This is a genomic window from Luteimonas aestuarii (genome assembly GCF_004357985.1).
GTDB classification, from domain to species: Bacteria; Pseudomonadota; Gammaproteobacteria; order Xanthomonadales; family Xanthomonadaceae; genus Luteimonas; species Luteimonas aestuarii.
In genome coordinates this window covers 16,483-31,835 of sequence record NZ_SMTF01000014.1, presented here as the reverse complement: position 1 = coordinate 31,835, position 15,353 = coordinate 16,483, and the positions used below count along the sequence as shown (strand labels likewise).

15 protein-coding genes and 1 tRNA gene are annotated in these 15,353 nt (G+C 67.5%); 3 read left to right on the top strand and 13 right to left on the bottom strand.

From position 1 onward, the window contains the following. Positions 1 to 89 precede the first annotated feature (89 nt). From E2F46_RS13950 to E2F46_RS13940, 3 genes are all read left to right on the top strand, one after another. Positions 90 to 788, top strand: coding sequence for a Crp/Fnr family transcriptional regulator (locus E2F46_RS13950; RefSeq protein ID WP_133323119.1), 699 nt, complete (start codon positions 90 to 92; stop codon positions 786 to 788). A 136-nt stretch (positions 789 to 924) separates the two neighbouring features. Then, positions 925 to 1,001, top strand: a tRNA-Pro gene (locus tag E2F46_RS13945). A gap of 194 nt (positions 1,002 to 1,195) precedes the next feature. Further along, complete coding sequence (locus E2F46_RS13940; protein ID WP_133323117.1) at positions 1,196 to 1,756, top strand: manganese efflux pump MntP; 561 nt, start codon at positions 1,196 to 1,198, stop codon at positions 1,754 to 1,756. 16 nt (positions 1,757 to 1,772) lie between these two features. Here E2F46_RS13940 and E2F46_RS13935 read toward each other — a convergent pair whose 3' ends face one another. The 13 genes from E2F46_RS13935 to E2F46_RS13875 all read right to left on the bottom strand — a co-directional run bounded on the left by E2F46_RS13935 (position 1,773) and on the right by E2F46_RS13875 (position 15,213). Next, positions 1,773 to 2,696, bottom strand: a complete 924-nt coding sequence (locus tag E2F46_RS13935; RefSeq protein ID WP_133323115.1) for a hypothetical protein — start codon at positions 2,694 to 2,696, stop codon at positions 1,773 to 1,775. Beyond that, positions 2,693 to 4,000, bottom strand: coding sequence for a glycosyltransferase family 2 protein (locus E2F46_RS13930; protein WP_243720448.1), 1,308 nt, complete (start codon positions 3,998 to 4,000; stop codon positions 2,693 to 2,695). Before E2F46_RS13930 ends, E2F46_RS13935 begins: the two co-directional genes overlap by 4 nt. 300 nt (positions 4,001 to 4,300) lie before the next feature. Then, positions 4,301 to 5,563 (bottom strand): glutamate-5-semialdehyde dehydrogenase, encoded by a 1,263-nt coding sequence (locus E2F46_RS13925; RefSeq protein ID WP_133323113.1) that lies wholly within the window; start codon positions 5,561 to 5,563, stop codon positions 4,301 to 4,303. A 10-nt stretch (positions 5,564 to 5,573) separates the two neighbouring features. Beyond that, positions 5,574 to 6,713 (bottom strand): glutamate 5-kinase, encoded by a 1,140-nt coding sequence (gene proB / locus E2F46_RS13920; protein WP_133323111.1) that lies wholly within the window; start codon positions 6,711 to 6,713, stop codon positions 5,574 to 5,576. 4 nt (positions 6,714 to 6,717) lie between these two features. Then, entirely contained in the window at positions 6,718 to 6,978 is a 261-nt protein-coding gene (locus tag E2F46_RS13915) for a YciI family protein (protein ID WP_133323109.1), read from the bottom strand. After that, positions 6,975 to 8,282, bottom strand: coding sequence for an argininosuccinate lyase (gene argH / locus E2F46_RS13910; protein ID WP_133323107.1), 1,308 nt, complete (start codon positions 8,280 to 8,282; stop codon positions 6,975 to 6,977). Before argH ends, E2F46_RS13915 begins: the two co-directional genes overlap by 4 nt. Before the next feature lie 76 nt (positions 8,283 to 8,358). Beyond that, positions 8,359 to 9,306: an N-acetyl-gamma-glutamyl-phosphate reductase gene (argC, locus tag E2F46_RS13905; protein WP_133323105.1), complete on the bottom strand. Its 948-nt coding sequence runs from the start codon at positions 9,304 to 9,306 to the stop codon at positions 8,359 to 8,361. Beyond that, complete coding sequence (locus tag E2F46_RS13900) at positions 9,303 to 9,923, bottom strand: GNAT family N-acetyltransferase (RefSeq protein WP_133323103.1); 621 nt, start codon at positions 9,921 to 9,923, stop codon at positions 9,303 to 9,305. The genes argC and E2F46_RS13900 overlap by 4 nt, the downstream gene beginning before the upstream one ends. A gap of 1 nt (position 9,924) precedes the next feature. Then, the gene (locus tag E2F46_RS13895) at positions 9,925 to 11,244 is read right to left on the bottom strand and encodes an acetylglutamate kinase (protein ID WP_133323101.1); all 1,320 of its coding nucleotides are present in this window, start codon (positions 11,242 to 11,244) and stop codon (positions 9,925 to 9,927) included. A gap of 84 nt (positions 11,245 to 11,328) precedes the next feature. Beyond that, entirely contained in the window at positions 11,329 to 12,429 is a 1,101-nt protein-coding gene (locus tag E2F46_RS13890) for an acetylornithine deacetylase (protein WP_133323099.1), read from the bottom strand. Beyond that, a complete protein-coding gene (locus E2F46_RS13885; protein WP_133323097.1) occupies positions 12,426 to 12,857 on the bottom strand; it encodes a GNAT family N-acetyltransferase in 432 nt (143 codons plus the stop codon). Before E2F46_RS13885 ends, E2F46_RS13890 begins: the two co-directional genes overlap by 4 nt. A gap of 7 nt (positions 12,858 to 12,864) precedes the next feature. Beyond that, positions 12,865 to 14,067 carry an argininosuccinate synthase gene (locus E2F46_RS13880; protein ID WP_133323095.1) on the bottom strand — a complete coding sequence of 401 codons (1,203 nt, stop codon included), beginning with the start codon at positions 14,065 to 14,067 and terminating at the stop codon, positions 12,865 to 12,867. Between the two features lie 141 nt (positions 14,068 to 14,208). Beyond that, positions 14,209 to 15,213 carry an N-acetylornithine carbamoyltransferase gene (locus E2F46_RS13875; RefSeq protein WP_133323093.1) on the bottom strand — a complete coding sequence of 335 codons (1,005 nt, stop codon included), beginning with the start codon at positions 15,211 to 15,213 and terminating at the stop codon, positions 14,209 to 14,211. Positions 15,214 to 15,353 lie beyond the last annotated feature (140 nt).

Sequence of the window (15,353 nt, the reverse complement as noted above, 5' to 3'; positions counted from 1 at the left end):
GACGGACGCAGCCCCGGGCGGTAGAATCGCGCCATGAGGCCAGCCTGATGCCAGCCGCCAACGCTGCTCCCTGCCAGAAGAATCCGCGGATGCCCACGCCCGCGGACTGCAGCCAGTGCTCCGCGTACGGGCTTGCCGTGTGTTCCGCGCTCGACAGCCAGGAGCTGGAGCAACTGGAGCGCTATGCCAATACGCTGCACGTGCCGGCCAACGGCGTCCTGGCGCGGGCCGGCCAGCCCTGCCGCTTCGCCTACAGCGTGACCAGCGGCATGCTGCGGCTGGTGCGCACCCTTCCGGACGCGCGACGCCAGGTGATCGACTTCATGCTGCCGGGCGATTTCATCGGCCTCAGCGAGGCACAGCGCTACCGGCACAACATCGAGGCGGTCGCCCCCAGCACCACGTGCATTTTCGACATGGGCGAAATCCGCATGCTGCGCGAGCGCTTCCCTGCACTGGAACACAAGATGCTGGAACGCGCCTGCACCGGGCTGGACGACGCCCAGGATGCGATGCTGATGCTGGCGCGTCTCGCGCCCCTCGAGCGCCTGGCCGGCTTCCTGCTGCGCCTGCGCAAGCGCTACCTTGCCAACGGCATCGCCGACCCCTGGATCGCACTGCCCATGGGCCGCAGCGACATTGCCGACCACCTTGGCCTGACCATCGAAACCGTCAGCCGCAGCTTCACGCGCCTGCGCACCCAGCAGGTCATCGCCCTCCCCGACCCGCAGCGCGTGGACATCCTGGACCACGGCGCACTGGAACGGCTTGCGCACGCGCTGGACTGAACGTGCGCCCGGGTGGCATGTCTCGGCGAGCCTCGCATGCACGTGCCACGTCGGAAGCGGGCTACACCCCCCAAACGCCGGCATCGGCCCCTTGCCCGTGGCCTGCCGGGCCACTAGAATGCGCGGCTACCCTAGTCGGGGTGTAGCTCAGTCTGGTAGAGCGCTACGTTCGGGACGTAGAGGTCGCAGGTTCGAATCCTGTCTCCCCGACCAATCGATCCACATCCCTCTCCTTGGGGAGTAGCCGGCTTCCGCGTCCTGCGGAAGCGCGTCCGTCAACACACTCGGCCCCGCAGGGCCGTGGCGGCGCAACCTGACGGTTGGCGAGACCAGCGAGCGGCGCATGTCACCCCGGTCGGGCGCGTGCGCGGCCTGTTGCGTCCAGCCCCGACCGCGCGCCCGCGACGATGCATCCCCTTTCGATCCTCCTGCTTGGCCTGGCCATGTCCACCGATGCCTTCGCGGCAGCGGTCGGCAAGGGCGCGGCGATGCACAAGCCGCGCTGGCCCGATGCACTGCGCACCGGGTTGATCTTCGGCGTGGTCGAGGCAATCACCCCGCTCATCGGCTGGCTGCTGGGTTCAGTGGCCGAACGCTACATCGAGGACTGGGACCACTGGATCGCCTTCGGCCTGCTGTCGGCGCTGGGCCTGCACATGATCTGGAAGGCGTCGCATGTTGGGGTCGACGACCCCACGCCGCCTCGAACCGGATTCTGGGCGCTCGCGCTCGCGGGATTCGCCACCAGCATCGACGCCATGGCGATCGGCGTGGGCCTGGCCTTCATCGAAGTCAACATCCTCGTGGTGGCGGTGGTGATCGGGCTATGCACCTTCACCATGGTCACGCTGGGGGTGATGGCAGGCCGTGCGCTGGGTGCGCTGATCGGTCGTCGCGCCGAGCTTGTCGGCGGCGTGATCCTGATCCTGGTCGGCACCAGCATTGTCTACGAGCACGTGCTTGCCTGACGCCCGCCCTGGGCACTCAGAACGCGACGACGCCCTGCACCTGCAGGTAGCGGTAGGCGTAGCTGCCGGCGCCGGCATCGGTGAGCACCGGCGTATCGGTATACCCGGCATCGATCCGCAGCCACGCGTCCTTCCAGCGCGGCGTCTCCAGGCCAACCTGCAGCATGCGCGCGCGCTTCCAGTCGTCGCCTGCGCTGCGCTGCCGGCCCACGCCGGCCAGGGCACGCCACTGGTAACCGCCGACGAAGCGTCGCCACCCCACTACGCCCAGCGCCTCGCCGTACCACCCCGGCGAAAAATAGTCGGCCTCGTAGGGATCGCTGTCGTGGAAATAGCGCGTGCGCAACTGCAGGCTGAGCCCCTGCTCCGGCGCGATCACGCCGACGAGGTTGCCGCGCAGGTGCGTGCGCAGGTTGCTGCCGGTGCCGAAGTCCTGCAGGCCGGCCAGCAACGTCGCCGAGGCACGATCGCCCAGCGGCAGGTCGATGGCCGCACCGGCGAAGGTCTGCACCCAGTCGTTCTCGACGCCAGCGCGTGTTTCCAGCACGTCGCGTTCGACGAACAGCTCCTTGCGCCGCGCATCCTGGCTATGGATCGAGGCGCGACCCAGCAGGTCGCGGCCATTGCTGCCCACGTCACCCGTCCAGAGCCAGCCGCCCCACTCGCCCGCGCCGGACAGGTACGCACGCTGCTGGGTATCGGACCAGCCTTCGCCGGCGAAGCGGGCATGTTCGATCTTCACGCCCCACCAGTGCTGCAGGTCGCGGTGTGCCACGTCCCAGCCCAGCGCTAGCTTCTGCGCCTCGTTGCCGTCGGCATCGGAGCTTATCCAGGCATCGGCGCGCACTGCCTGCCGGGCGACATCGCCCTCGTCGGCAGACACCGTCGCCGCCATCGAAAGCGCCACGCAGGCCAGCGCCATGGAAATGCAACGGCTCATTTCGTCCCCCAACTCTTGCGCAGCCGGAACAGCTCGGCGAAGTAGCCCATCACGCACACCGGCTGCAGGATCATCGTGTAGCCCACGGAGTAGAACAGGAAGCCGGCGAAATTGCGGCGCACGCGCAGGTCCTGCGCATGGAACATGCGCCGCTGCACGCGGAAGATGACGATGTTCCAGATGGCGGCCAGCGGCAGCACCAGCAGGGTCATGATGCCCGCGATCCAGTAATAGCCGAACAAGGCCAGCACGATGCCCGGCAGGAACGCCAGCGTGTACACCAGGTCCAGCGGCAGGAACAGCAGGTTCCACCAGATGAACAGGGTGGTCATGCGCGGCTTGAACAGCAATTTCCAGTGGCGCGCGAAGGCCTCCATCAGCCCGCGCGACCAGCGCTGGCGCTGCCTGGAGAACTGTCCCAGCCGCGTGGGCACCTTGGTGAACAGGCAGGCGTCCTCGCAGTAGCCGATGCGCGCGCCGGTTTCCAGCAGCGCCCACGACACCACGATGTCCTCGCCCACGCATTCCGGCCAGCCGCCGACCTGCTGCAGGGCCTCGCGGGTGTACAGCGAGAACGCGCCCTGCGCCACCAGGGTGCCGTGGTACATGCTCTGCATGCGCTTGACCGCGGCAATGCCGTGGAAATAGTCCCATTCCTGGCTGCGCGACAGCCAGTTTTCGCGCGAATTGCGCACCAGCACCGAGCCGGCCACCGCCACCGTGCCCGGCGGATCGGACAGGAAGCGCTCGACGATCTTGCGCAGGGCATCGGTGCGCAGGTAAGAGTCGCCATCGACCGTGACCACCAGCGCCTGCGAGGTCTCGGCGAAGCCGCGGTTCAGCGCCTTCGACTTGCCGCCGTTGCGCCGCTGCGCCAGCACGCGGATCGATACCCGGTCGTTGGACAGCAGCCGCGCCTGCCTCCGCGCGATCGACAGGCTGTCATCGGTGGAACCGTCATCGATCACCACCACTTCCGCGCGCCCGGGGTAGTCCTGCGCCGCAAGGCTGACCAGGGTATCGGCGATGTTCTCCGACTCGTTGTAGCAGGCGACCAGCACGCAGACATCCGGCAGGTGGTCGAAGTGACGCCTGGACGGTCGCCTGTCGGACAGGATCGACCCGATCAGGAACGCGTTCATGAAACCGGGGACATAAGCGATGAAGGCGATGATGAACAGCGCCAGCCCGAAACCGAGGGGCTTCGACAGCTCTTGCAGCCAAGGCTGCGACAGCTTGACCGAGAGTGCCACCCAGGCCACTGCCGCCAGCAGGATCAGCGCGTACTTGAGACGCAGGGCCACATAGAACCGCCTGCGTTCGGTCGCGTCCTGCCCGTCCCGCACTCCCGGTTGCGACCGGGCGATGGTGCAAGGTGGCGAAGACGCAGCGCCCCCGGCCAGGAGCGGTTGCTCGTCGCGGGAGAGGGGGGGAGAGGATGCCGAACAGTGGTCCATTGCCATGCCAGAAAGAAACTCCGGCAATGACAAGCAACATCCGTGCCAACCAGATTCAGGAAAGACCGGCCAGATCGGGACGCCGAGCCTGAACGCGCGATTCAGGCCGGCAATCAATTGACCTCATGCGTCGATTCGCTGCACCGGTCATGCCTTCGGCGGGTGTCGCACCTGCCCCTCGCCCTGCACGACGAAGCGTTCGATGGTCAGGGATTCGAGGCCCATGGGGCCGTAGGCATGCAGGCGCGTGGTGGAAATGCCGATCTCTGCGCCAAGCCCAAGCTCGCCGCCATCGCTGAAGCGCGAGGACGCGTTGACCATCACCACGGCCGAGCGGAGCGCCTTGACGAACCGGGCCGCATTCGCCTCGTCGCGTGTCGCGATGACCTCGGTATGGTCGGAACCGTAGCGGCGGACATGGGCAATGGCGTCATCCAGCGTGTCGACGACGCGGATCGCGATGACCAGGCCGAGGAATTCGGCGGCGTAGTCCTCGTCCGTGGCCGGCGCCGCGGCTGGCACCAAGGCGCGGGTCGTGCCATCGCCCCGCATCTCCACGCCGTTCGCCCGCAATGCTGCAGCAGCATCCGGCAGGAAGCTGGCTGCGATGTCCCGGTGCACCAGCAGCGTTTCCAATGCGTTGCAGACGCCAGGCCGCGACACCTTGCCGTCGACCAGCAAGCGCAACGCCAGCTCCGGGTCGGCACTGGCATCCACGTACAGGTGGCACACGCCCTTGTAGTGCTTGATCACGGGCACGCGCGCATGCGCTGCGACGAAGCGGATCAGGCCCTCGCCGCCGCGCGGAATGGCGAGGTCGACGATGTCGGTCAGTTGCAGCAGCTCGACCATCGCCTCGCGGGACAGGTCGGTCATGAGCGTCAGCGCGGCCTCCGGCACGCCGGCGGCGGAGATTGCGCGCTTCAAGGCGGTGGCGATCGCGGTGTTGGAGTGGATGGCCTCGCTGCCACCGCGAAGGATCACGCCATTGCCAGCCTTCAGGCATAGTGCGGCCGCGTCGGCGGTCACGTTGGGACGCGCCTCGTAGATCATCGCGATCACGCCCAGTGGCGCACGCACGCGCTCCACGCGGATGCCGTTGGGCCGCACTTCGCTGCGCGTCACCTGGCCGACTGGATCGGGCAGCTCCGCCACCTCGCGCAACGCAGACGCGATACCGGCGATGCGGCCCGAATCCAGCTTCAGCCGATCCAGCATCGCGCCGGCGGTGCCCTTCGCTTCCGCGGCCGCCATGTCGCTGGCATTGGCCTGCAGGATCGCGGGCGTATCGTCCTCCAGCGATAGCGCCATCGATCGCAGCAGCGCGTTCTTTTCGTCGGTGGAAAGCTCGGCCACGGCTTGCGCCGCATCGCGGCAGGCGAGCGCGAGGTCGCGAATGGTCTGGGTCATGGGCTCACCGTCATGTCAGGGCCAGGTCGTCGCGGTGGATGACGTTGCCGCCGTAGTTGTATCCCAGCACCGACTGGATGTCATTCGAATGCCGGCGCGCGATCCGACGGATGTCCGCGGCCGAGTACTGGCTGATGCCACGCGCGATGCGACGCGTGCCACGCTCGTCACGCAGCACCACTTCGACCAGGTCGCCACGGCGGAAGTCGCCCTCTGCCGCCAGCACTCCGCCCGGCAGCAGCGAAGCACCCTTTTCCACCAGCGCATTGGCGGCGCCGCCGTCGACCACGATGCCGCCCGGTTCTGTCACGGCGTTCTGCAGCCAGTGCTTGCGCACCGCGACACGGCTGCGCAACGCGTGGATGCGCGTGCCCAGGAGGCGATCGCGCGACAGTGCCTCCAGCACGTCGGCACGCGTGCCGTTGAACAACACCGTGGCGATGCCGGATGCGGAGGCGCGCTGCGCCGCCTCCAGCTTGGTGCGCATGCCGCCGGTGCCCACATCGCTGCCGGAACCACCGGCGACACCCAGCAGCTCTGCGCTGAGTTGCGCCACCACTTCCACCGGACGCGCATCGGGGTGCCTGCGCGGATCGGCATCGTAGAGGCCGTCGATGTCGGTCGCGATCAACAGCACGTCGGCGTCGACCAATGCCGCGACGATGGCGGCGAGGTTGTCGTTGTCGCCCAGCTTCAGCTCATCGACGGAAACCGTGTCGTTCTCATTCACCACCGGCACAGCCCTGTGGCGCAGCAACGCCGCCAACGTGGTGCGTGCGTTGAGATAGCGGCGCCGGTTGCGCAGGTCGTCATGGGTCAGCAGCACCTGTGCCACCGGACGCTGCAGCAGCGACTGCCAGAAGCCGATCAGTTTCGCCTGCCCCAGCGCGGCCAGCGCCTGGCGCTCGGCCATCGGCGCACCGGAATCCGGCTGCCCGCGCAGGACCGCACTGCCCGCGGCCACCGCGCCCGACGACACGATCACCACCTCGCGCCCCGCGGCATGACTCGCCGAAACGAAATCCGCGACGGCTTCGGCGTGGCGCGCCGACAATCCACCGCCATCCGCGGCCAGCAGGCTGCTCCCGACCTTCAGCACCGCGCGCCGCCACGGTGGCAGTTGCTGTTCGCTGAAGGCGTGTGCGTTCATGGTCTCAGCGGGTGTTCCATTCGTGGACGGTCAACACCGAAGCGCCGCCCCGGGCGATGGGATCGGCGGCGACGGTCGCTTTTGCTGCCTCCAGGCCGTCCAGTCCGCCCAGCACGTACGCACCGCCACTGCGGTCGCTGAAACCGCCGGTCATTTCCAGCAGGCCACGCGCGCGCAGGTCGTCGAGGAACGCGAGGTGGGGCGCGACCACGGCGTCGTCGAACGCTTGCGTGCGCATCACCAGCACCAGGTAACGGACCGTCATGGCGCCTGCCCCTCCAGCGCGTCCAGTCGCCCGCGCAATTCATCCAGGCGCAGGTCGGCGGCCGCGCCCGGCGAGACACGCGCGGAAAGGCTGCCTTCCGGCGTGCGGCCCCGCCCTGCCGTGTCGGCCGATGCGGCGGCAGCCTTGTAGGCCTCGCGGAACGGCACGCCCGAGACGGCGGCCTCCACGGCGACATCGGTGGCGTACATGCCCGAATCGAGCGCGGCCCGCAGCCTGTCTTCGCGCCATTCCAGGTTGGCCAGCAGCGACGGCAGCAACGCCAGCGCCGGCAGGCCGCGACCGAAGCCGTGGAAGATCGCGCCCTTGCTGGCCTGCAGGTCGCGGTGGTAGCCCGACGGCAGCGACAGCAGGTGTTCGATCTCGCTGCGCGCCGCGGCCACGCTGGCGTGCGTGGCGCGCATCAGTTCGATCACGTCCGGGTTGCGCTTGTTCGGCATGATCGAGCTGCCGGTGGTGTACTGCGCCGGCAGCGCCACGAAGCCGAATTCGGCGCTGGTGAACAGCGACAGGTCCCATGCGATGCGGCGCAGGTCCAGGGTCGCGCCGCCCAGCGCTTCCAGCGCCGCCAGTTCGAACTTGCCACGCGAGAGCTGCGCGTAGACCGGGCTGACCTGCATGCGCGCGAAGCCAAGTGCGATCGTGGTGTGCTCGCGGTCGAGCGCAAGGTTGACGCCATAGCCCGCCGCGGTGCCCAGCGGGTTGGCGTCGACCAGAGTCAACGTATCGTTGGCGCGGACGGCGTTGTCGATGAAGGCTTCGGCCCAGCCCGCCCACCACATGCCCGCCGACGACACCACGGCGCGCTGGATATGCGTGTATCCCGGGATCGGCAGGTCGCGTTCGGCCTGCGCGCGATCCAGCGCCACCCTGGCCACGCCGCGCGACAGCATGGACACGCGGCCCAGCTTTTCCTTCAGCCATAGCCGCGTGGCCACCAGCACCTGGTCGTTGCGGCTGCGTCCGGTATGGATCTTGCGGCCGGCATCGCCCAGCCGTTCGGTCAGGCGCGCCTCGATCGCGGAATGGCCGTCCTCGAAACGCGCGTCGAGCACGAACGCGCCGCTGCGGAAATCCTCCGCCAGCGTCGCCAGCTCGCGTTGCAACCCTTGAAGCTCATCGACCGACAGGATGCCGATTCGCTGCAGGCCTTCGGCATGCGCGGCGCTGGCCTGGATGTCGTGCGGGAAGAACTCGCGGTCCAGCAGCACGTCGTCGCCGGCGAGGAAGCGCTGGATGTCCGCGTCGACCGCCACGCCGGGCTTCTGCCACAACAAATCAGACATAACCGTCTCCTGATCCCGTAGGAGCGCCCTTGGGCGCGATGCTTTCCGATCCGATGAATCGCGCCCAAGGGCGCGCCTAAAACGGGATACTCTCCAACTCATCGAACCCGAACGCGAGGTTGAGGTTCTGCATCGCCTGCGTCGCCGCGCCCTTGAGCAGGTTGTCCAGCGTCGCCACCACCACCACGCGCTTGCCGCCCGGTGCCACGGTGAAACCGCCGATCTCGACATCATGCCGTCCGGCGATGCGACTGACCCATGGGGTGTCGTCGATCACGCGGACCAGCGATTCGCCGGCGTAGCGGTCACGATACACCGCGCGGACATGTTCCACCGTCGCCGGCTGCTGCAGCCAGAGGTTGACGGTCATGGTGATGCCGCGGAAATGCGGCGCCACGTGCGGCATGAACTCCACCGGCACGCCCAGCTGGCGGCCCACCTCGCGCTCGTGGACGTGGTCGACCAGCGCGTACGGCATCAGGTTGTCGCGCAGCAGTTCGACATTGTTCTTGTCCGAGGGCGTGGTGCCGGCGCCGGAATAGCCGGACACCCCGAAGCATTGCGGCGGACCGGCCAGCTGCCCGAGCAGCGGCGCGATCGCCAGCTGCATCGCGGTGGCGTAGCAGCCGGGATTGCTGATCCGGCGCTGGCCGGCGTACCTGCCGCGGGTCAACTCGGGCAGGCCGTAATACCAGCCTGCGTCGAAGCGGTAGTCCGCTGACAGGTCGACGACCACGGCGGACGGGGCCTGCGCATCGATCGCAGCCACCAGCTCGCCGGCCTTGCCGTTCGGCAGCGCCAGCACCACGGCATCGGCCCCCTTCCCGGCCACCTGGTCGTGCGACAGGTTTTCATAGCGCAATCCGCCGGAGAAGCCTTCGATCTGTTCGCGCACCGGCTTGCCGTCCAGCTCGCGCGACGAGACGAAGGACAGTTCCAGCGACGGGTGGCGGTCGATCAGCCTGATCAGCTCCGCGCCGGTGTAGCCGCGTGCGCCGACGATGCCGACGGTTTTCGTGCTCATTGCATTGATCCGTGTTGTTGCAGCCTTGCCAGCAGGTCGTCCTGCACCTGCGGCCATTCGCTGTCGAGGATGGAGAACACCACGGTGTCGCGGGGACTACCGTCGGCATGACGCTTGTGGTTGCGCAGGATACCGTCCTGCTTCGCGCCCAGGCGGGCGATGGCCGCGCGGGACCGTTCATTGCGCGAGCTGGTCTCGAACGACACGCTGATGCAACCCAGCGTTTCGAATGCATGCGCCAGCAGCAGTTGCTTGGTTTCGGTGTTGACGGCCGTGCGCTGTACCCGCGGGATGTACCACGTGTAGCCGATGCAGAGCGTGGGCACGTCGGGCTGCAACCGGTAGAAGCGCGTGCTTCCGACTACATCGCCCGCGGCGTCCAGTGCGACGAACGGCAATACGCGCCCATCGGCCTGCGCCGCCAGCGCGGCCTCGATATAGCCCGATGCGCCTGCGGCAGTCGGCACGTTGGTGAACCACAGCCGCGACAGCGCGTCGCCTGCCAAGACACGCGCCATGCCGTCGGCGTGGACCGATTGCATCGGCACGAGGCGCACGTGCCGGCCGGCCAGTTCCGGCACCTCGCGCCACGCGGCGGGCAGGTCGGCCAGCGCCATGTCAGTCCGCCAGCGTCGCCGGACGCGTGCGGCAGTGCGCCACGCAGCGTTCGATGTCGGGGAAGGCATCGATGCCGTACCAGAACACCTTCCACTTCTCCTGCTTGTAGCAGCCGTCGGACTCGGCGTAGTAGAAGATGTTCACCTGGTTGTTGTGGCGCGAGCGCCAGAACAGCCGGGGGTTCTCTTCGCGCATCACGTGCCAGACCGCGCGGCCCAGGCCTTCGCCCTGCGCCTCGTCCAGCACCGCGAACTTGTCGAGGTAGGCGTAGCCCTCTTCCTGCGTGAGGATCAGCGCGGCACGGTAGTTCTCGCTGACATAGACGCGATAGGGCGTGGTGCGCTCGAAGTAGCCAGGCTGCAGCTTGCGGCCGAAGCTCGACTCCACCAGGTCGCGCATCCGCCCGAGGTCGATGCCGTCCCACCCCCCCTCGAAGCGCAGCACCCGCTCGCCCTTGCGTACCAGCGTGCCGGAGCCGCGATGCGTGAACAGTTCCTTGGCCAGTTCGTCGGGCCGGGTGATCGAGACCGACGAGGTCAGCGGCAGGTGATCCAGCAGCCCCTTGATCTGCTGGATCTTCACCCGCATGCCGCCGTTGATCCACGGCTGCGCCATGAGTTCGTCGTACTCGCTCGACAGGTTGATCGAATCGATCACCCTGCCGTCGGCGTCCAGCAGGCCGCCGGTGCCGGTCAGGAAGATGATCTTGTAAGGCTGCAGCACCTGCACCAGCTCGTTCGCCGAGAAATCCGCGTTGATGTTGAGGATCTGGCCGCCACGCGTCTCGCCGAGGCTGGCGATCACCGGGATCGAGCCCGCCTTGAGGCTGGATTCGATCGGCGCGAGGTTGATGCCGCTGACGTCACCCACCAGCCCATAGGTGTCCTTGTCCTTGAACTCGGCTTCGAACACGCCCGACACAATCGATGTGGCGCGCGCCCCACCCCGCTGCAGCGCCTCCACCAGGGCAAGGTTCTGCTGCAGGAACACCTTGCGCACGATGGCCAGCACCTCGGGCGTGGTGACGCGCAGGCCATCGACGGTCTGCTTGGCGATGCCGGCCGCGGTCATCTCCTCGTCCAGCTGCGGTCCCGCGCCATGCACGACGATCGGCGTCAGCCCAACTTCCTGCAGGAAGGTCAACGACGACGTCAGCGCGTCGAGGTCGTCGCGCAACACCGCGCCACCCACCTTGACCACGGCGAAACGCTTGGCGTCGAGCTGCGAGAAGCGCTTGACGTACTGCGAGATCTCCTTCGCGCTGGCCATGCTGGACAGCAGGCGGAGGATGGTCTGGCGGGTCTGGGTATTCGATTCCATCGCTGTTTCGTTCGTTCGTGCGTAGGGCGGGTCTCGACCCGCCGTGTGGATACATCGATCGGCGGGCCAAGACCCACCCCATGTTCAATCCGCTCGGCCCAGCATCCTCGCCACGCTGTCGGCGTAAGCCTGCAACTGGTCCAGCGCCACCCACTCGTCGGCGGTATGCGCCTGGGCGATGTCGCCGGGACCGAACACGAAAGCGGTCAGTCCTGCCTGCGAGAACAGCGAGGCTTCAGTCCAGAAATCCACCGCGTTGCCGATCGGCAGGCCCAGTTCGTCTGCCAGGTCGCGCGCGGCCAGCCTACGTTCCTCGGCGCGGGCGACATCACCCGACGGCAGCGACGGGCCGCGGAAGGTTTCTTCGTAGGCCTCCAGCGCGTCGGCATTGGCCAGTCCGCGCAAGTGCACGTGCAGCGCATCCATGTCCTGCGACGGCAGCGGCCGGAAGCCGAACCGCACCTCCGCGCTGGGCGCGATCATGTTGGCCTTGATGCCGCCTTCCACGCGACCGATATTGAAGCGCAGGCCGGTCAGTCCACCGAAGCGCGCGTGGTGCTGCGCTTCCACGAAATCCAGGGCGGCCGTGCCCCAGCGCATCCCGTTGTGCAGGGCGCTGAGCGACAGCGCATTCTCGGCCGAGGCATGCCCCACCTGCCCCCTGAACGCCATGCGCACCGCGCTGATGCCGCGGTGCGCCAGCACCGCCTGGCACTGCGTGGGCTCGGCAACGACGGCTTCCTCGAAGCCATGGTCGCGGGCAAGGAAGGCGGCGATGCAGCGTGCATCGTTGGCTTCCTCGTCGGTGGTGAACAGGAACGCGGCATCTCCCTGCGTCACTTGCGCGGCAGCCACGAGTGCCGCCGCCGCGCCCTTGATGTCGCAGGCGCCCAGGCCGGTTGCGCGTCCATCGGTGACACGCAAGGTCAACGGATCGCCCGTCCATGCCGGCGATGACGGCACGGTATCCAGGTGCACGTTGAACACGCGCCGCGGCTGGCCGCGCACGGCGAAGCACGACACCGCGCCTGCGCCGTGGTCGATCACTTCGACCGAAAAGCCGCGCAGCTGCGCGCGCAGGTAGTCGAAGATGCCGTCGGTGCCGATGGCACGCGGCGGGTTGCGGGTGTCGAACGACACCAGCGCATCGAGATGGCGCAAGGTGCCGGCAAGCAGGTCGCTCATGCAGGCACCGCATAGAGATCGGGCACGAGGATTTCCATGAGGGTGTGGGGGTGACGGGGTGAGGCGAAACCGTAACCGGCATAGAGGCCGTGCGCATTTGCGGTCGCGAGGGTGAAGCGGCGCAGTCCCTGGAGGTCGGGATGCCCCATCACCGCCTGCACCAACGCCTTCGAGTGGCCTGCGCCCCGATCGGGTGGCAGCACGAAGACATCGACCAGGTTGGCGAAGGTCGTGCGATCGGTGACCACCCTCGCGAACGCAACCTGCCTGGTGCCCACGTACCCGCCGAAGCACAGGGAGTGCCGGATCGAACGCCGGACCCGGGCCTCGTCGATGCCATTCGCCCAGGTCGATTGCGTCGACAGGAAGCGATGGATCATCGGGATGTCCAGCTCGGCGGGGTCAGTGCTGATACGCAGGCCACTCATGCCAGGGTCACCGATTGACCTCGGCCCACAGCGTCGAGCTCATCCCGAACAGCTTGATGAAGCCCTCGGCCTCTTCCACGCCCCAGTCCGCCGATTGCGCATACACCGCGCCCTTGGCGTGCAGCAGGTGCGGCGAGCGCACCTCCACGGCATCGACGCGGCCTCCGCGGGTCTCCAGCACCACCTCGCCGTTGACGGTGGCCTGCGACGACGCGAGGAACGCTTCCAGGTCGCGCTTGAGCGGATCGTGGAAGAAGCCTTCGTACACCAGCTCCACCCACTTGCGCGCGACTTCGGGCTTGAACCGGTTCTGCTGCTTGGTCAGCACCGCTTCTTCCAGCGCGCGATGCGCGGCCAGCAGCGCAGTCAGGCCCGGCGCTTCGAAGATGATCCGGCCCTTGAGGCCGATCGTGGTGTCGCCGGTGTACAGGCCGCGGCCCACGCCATACTGCGCGAACAGCGTGTTGAGCTTGGCGAGGATCTTCTCGCCCGGCAGCTCGTGGCCATCCAGTGCGACCGCCTCGCCATCGACGAACTTCAACGTCGCGCGGAGCGGTTCCACCGGCCACGCCGAACGCGGCGCGCACCAGCCGCGCGCGCCCTCGCCCGGGGTTTCCCAACGATCGATCTCGCCACCGGACATGGTCACGCCCAGCAGGTTTTCGTTGATGGTGTAGGCCTTCTGCTTGGCGCGCACGCCGAAACCGCGTTCTTCCAGGTAGGCCTGCTCATACGCACGCGTCTGCGTATGCTGCTTCTGGATCTCGCGGATCGGCGCCACGATGCGGTAGTCGCCCTGCGACTTCACCGCCAGGTCGAACCGCACCTGGTCGTTGCCCATGCCGGTGCAGCCGTGCGCGATGGCATTGGTGCCCAGTTCGGCGGCGCGCTTGAGCGCGGCGTCGACGATCAGGTAGCGGTCGGACACCAGCAGCGGGTACTGGCCCTGGTAGCCCTCGCCCGCCCACACGAACGGCTTGACGAAACCATTCCAGATCGCCGGGCCGCCATCGACGGTGAGGTGGCTGGCGACACCCAGTTCGGCCGCGCGCTTCTCGATGAAGTCGCGCTCCTCGTCGTCCACGCCGCCGGTATCGGCGAACACGGTATGCACGGTCCAGCCCTGCTCCTTGAGGTAGGGCACGCAGAAGCTGGTGTCGAGTCCGCCGGAAAAGGCGAGGACGATATCTCTGGATTCGGAAGCGGTCATTTCAATGTTCTCTGTGATCAACCCCCTCCTCCGTTCACGGGGGAGGGTTGGGGTGGGGGCAACGGGACGAGGCCGAACTTTCCGGAGGCCGCTCGCCCCCATCCCAACCTTCCCCCACGCGTGGGGGAAGGCGCAAAGAAGCTAAGGGCGCATCAACGCCGCCATGATCGCCTTCTGCACGTGCAGGCGGTTCTCGGCCTCGTTGATGGCAATGCAGTTCGGCGAATCCATCACCGCATCGGTCGCCTTGACGTTGCGGCGCAGCGGCAGGCAGTGGCTGAAGACGCCGTTGTTGGTCAGCGCCATCTTGGCTTCGTCGACGATGAAGTGCGTGTACTGGTCGCGGATCGGCTTCTCCGGCGCCCAGTTGCCGAAATACGGCAATGCGCCCCAGCTCTTGGCGTAGACCACGTCGGCACCGGCATAGGCGCTTTCGATGTCATGGCTGACCGCCAGCGAGCCGCCGCTCTCGGCGACGTTCTGCTGCGCCCAGTCCATGTAACGCTCGTCCAGCACATACTCGGGCGTCGGGCACAGCAGGGTCACGTCCATGCCCATGCGGGTGGCGATGGTGAGCGCCGAGTTGGCGACCGCGGTGTTGAGCGGCTTGGGGTGGTAGGTCCAGGTCAGCACGTACTTCTTGCCGCGCAGGTCGGTGGTGCCGAAATGCTCCTGCAGCGCCAGCACATGGGCCAGCTCCTGGCAGGGATGGGTGATGGTTTCCATGTTGATCACCGGCACCGGCGAGTACTTCGCGAACGACCTGAGCACCACGTCCTCGCGGTCGCGGGCCCAGTCGACGAACTTCGGGAACGCACGCACGCCGATCAGGTCGACATAGCGCCCCAGCACCTTCGCCACCTCGGCGATGTGCTCCTCGGTGTCGCCGTCCATCACCGTTCCCAGGTCGAACTCGATCGGCCACGCATCCTTGCCCGGCTGCAGCACCACGGCATGCCCGCCCAGCTGGAACGCCCCCAGCTCGAAGCTGGTGCGCGTGCGCATCGAAGGATTGAAGAACACCAGTGCGATGGACTTGCCCTTGAGCGCATCGCCCAGCTTGTCCTGCTTGTAGCGCGTGGCCTGCGCCAGCAGCGCATCCAGGTCCTGGCGGCTCCAGTCCTGCGTGTTCAAGAAGTGCTTCATCAAGGCATCCTGGTTGTGCGATGTGACGGTTTTGGGAAGGCAGAAACGAAGAAACCCAGCCTCAGGCTGGGTTCCGGCATGACGACAGGCAACGTCCGGGGGCCCAGCTACTGGCAGGTTTCCGGTCGACGCGCACGCGA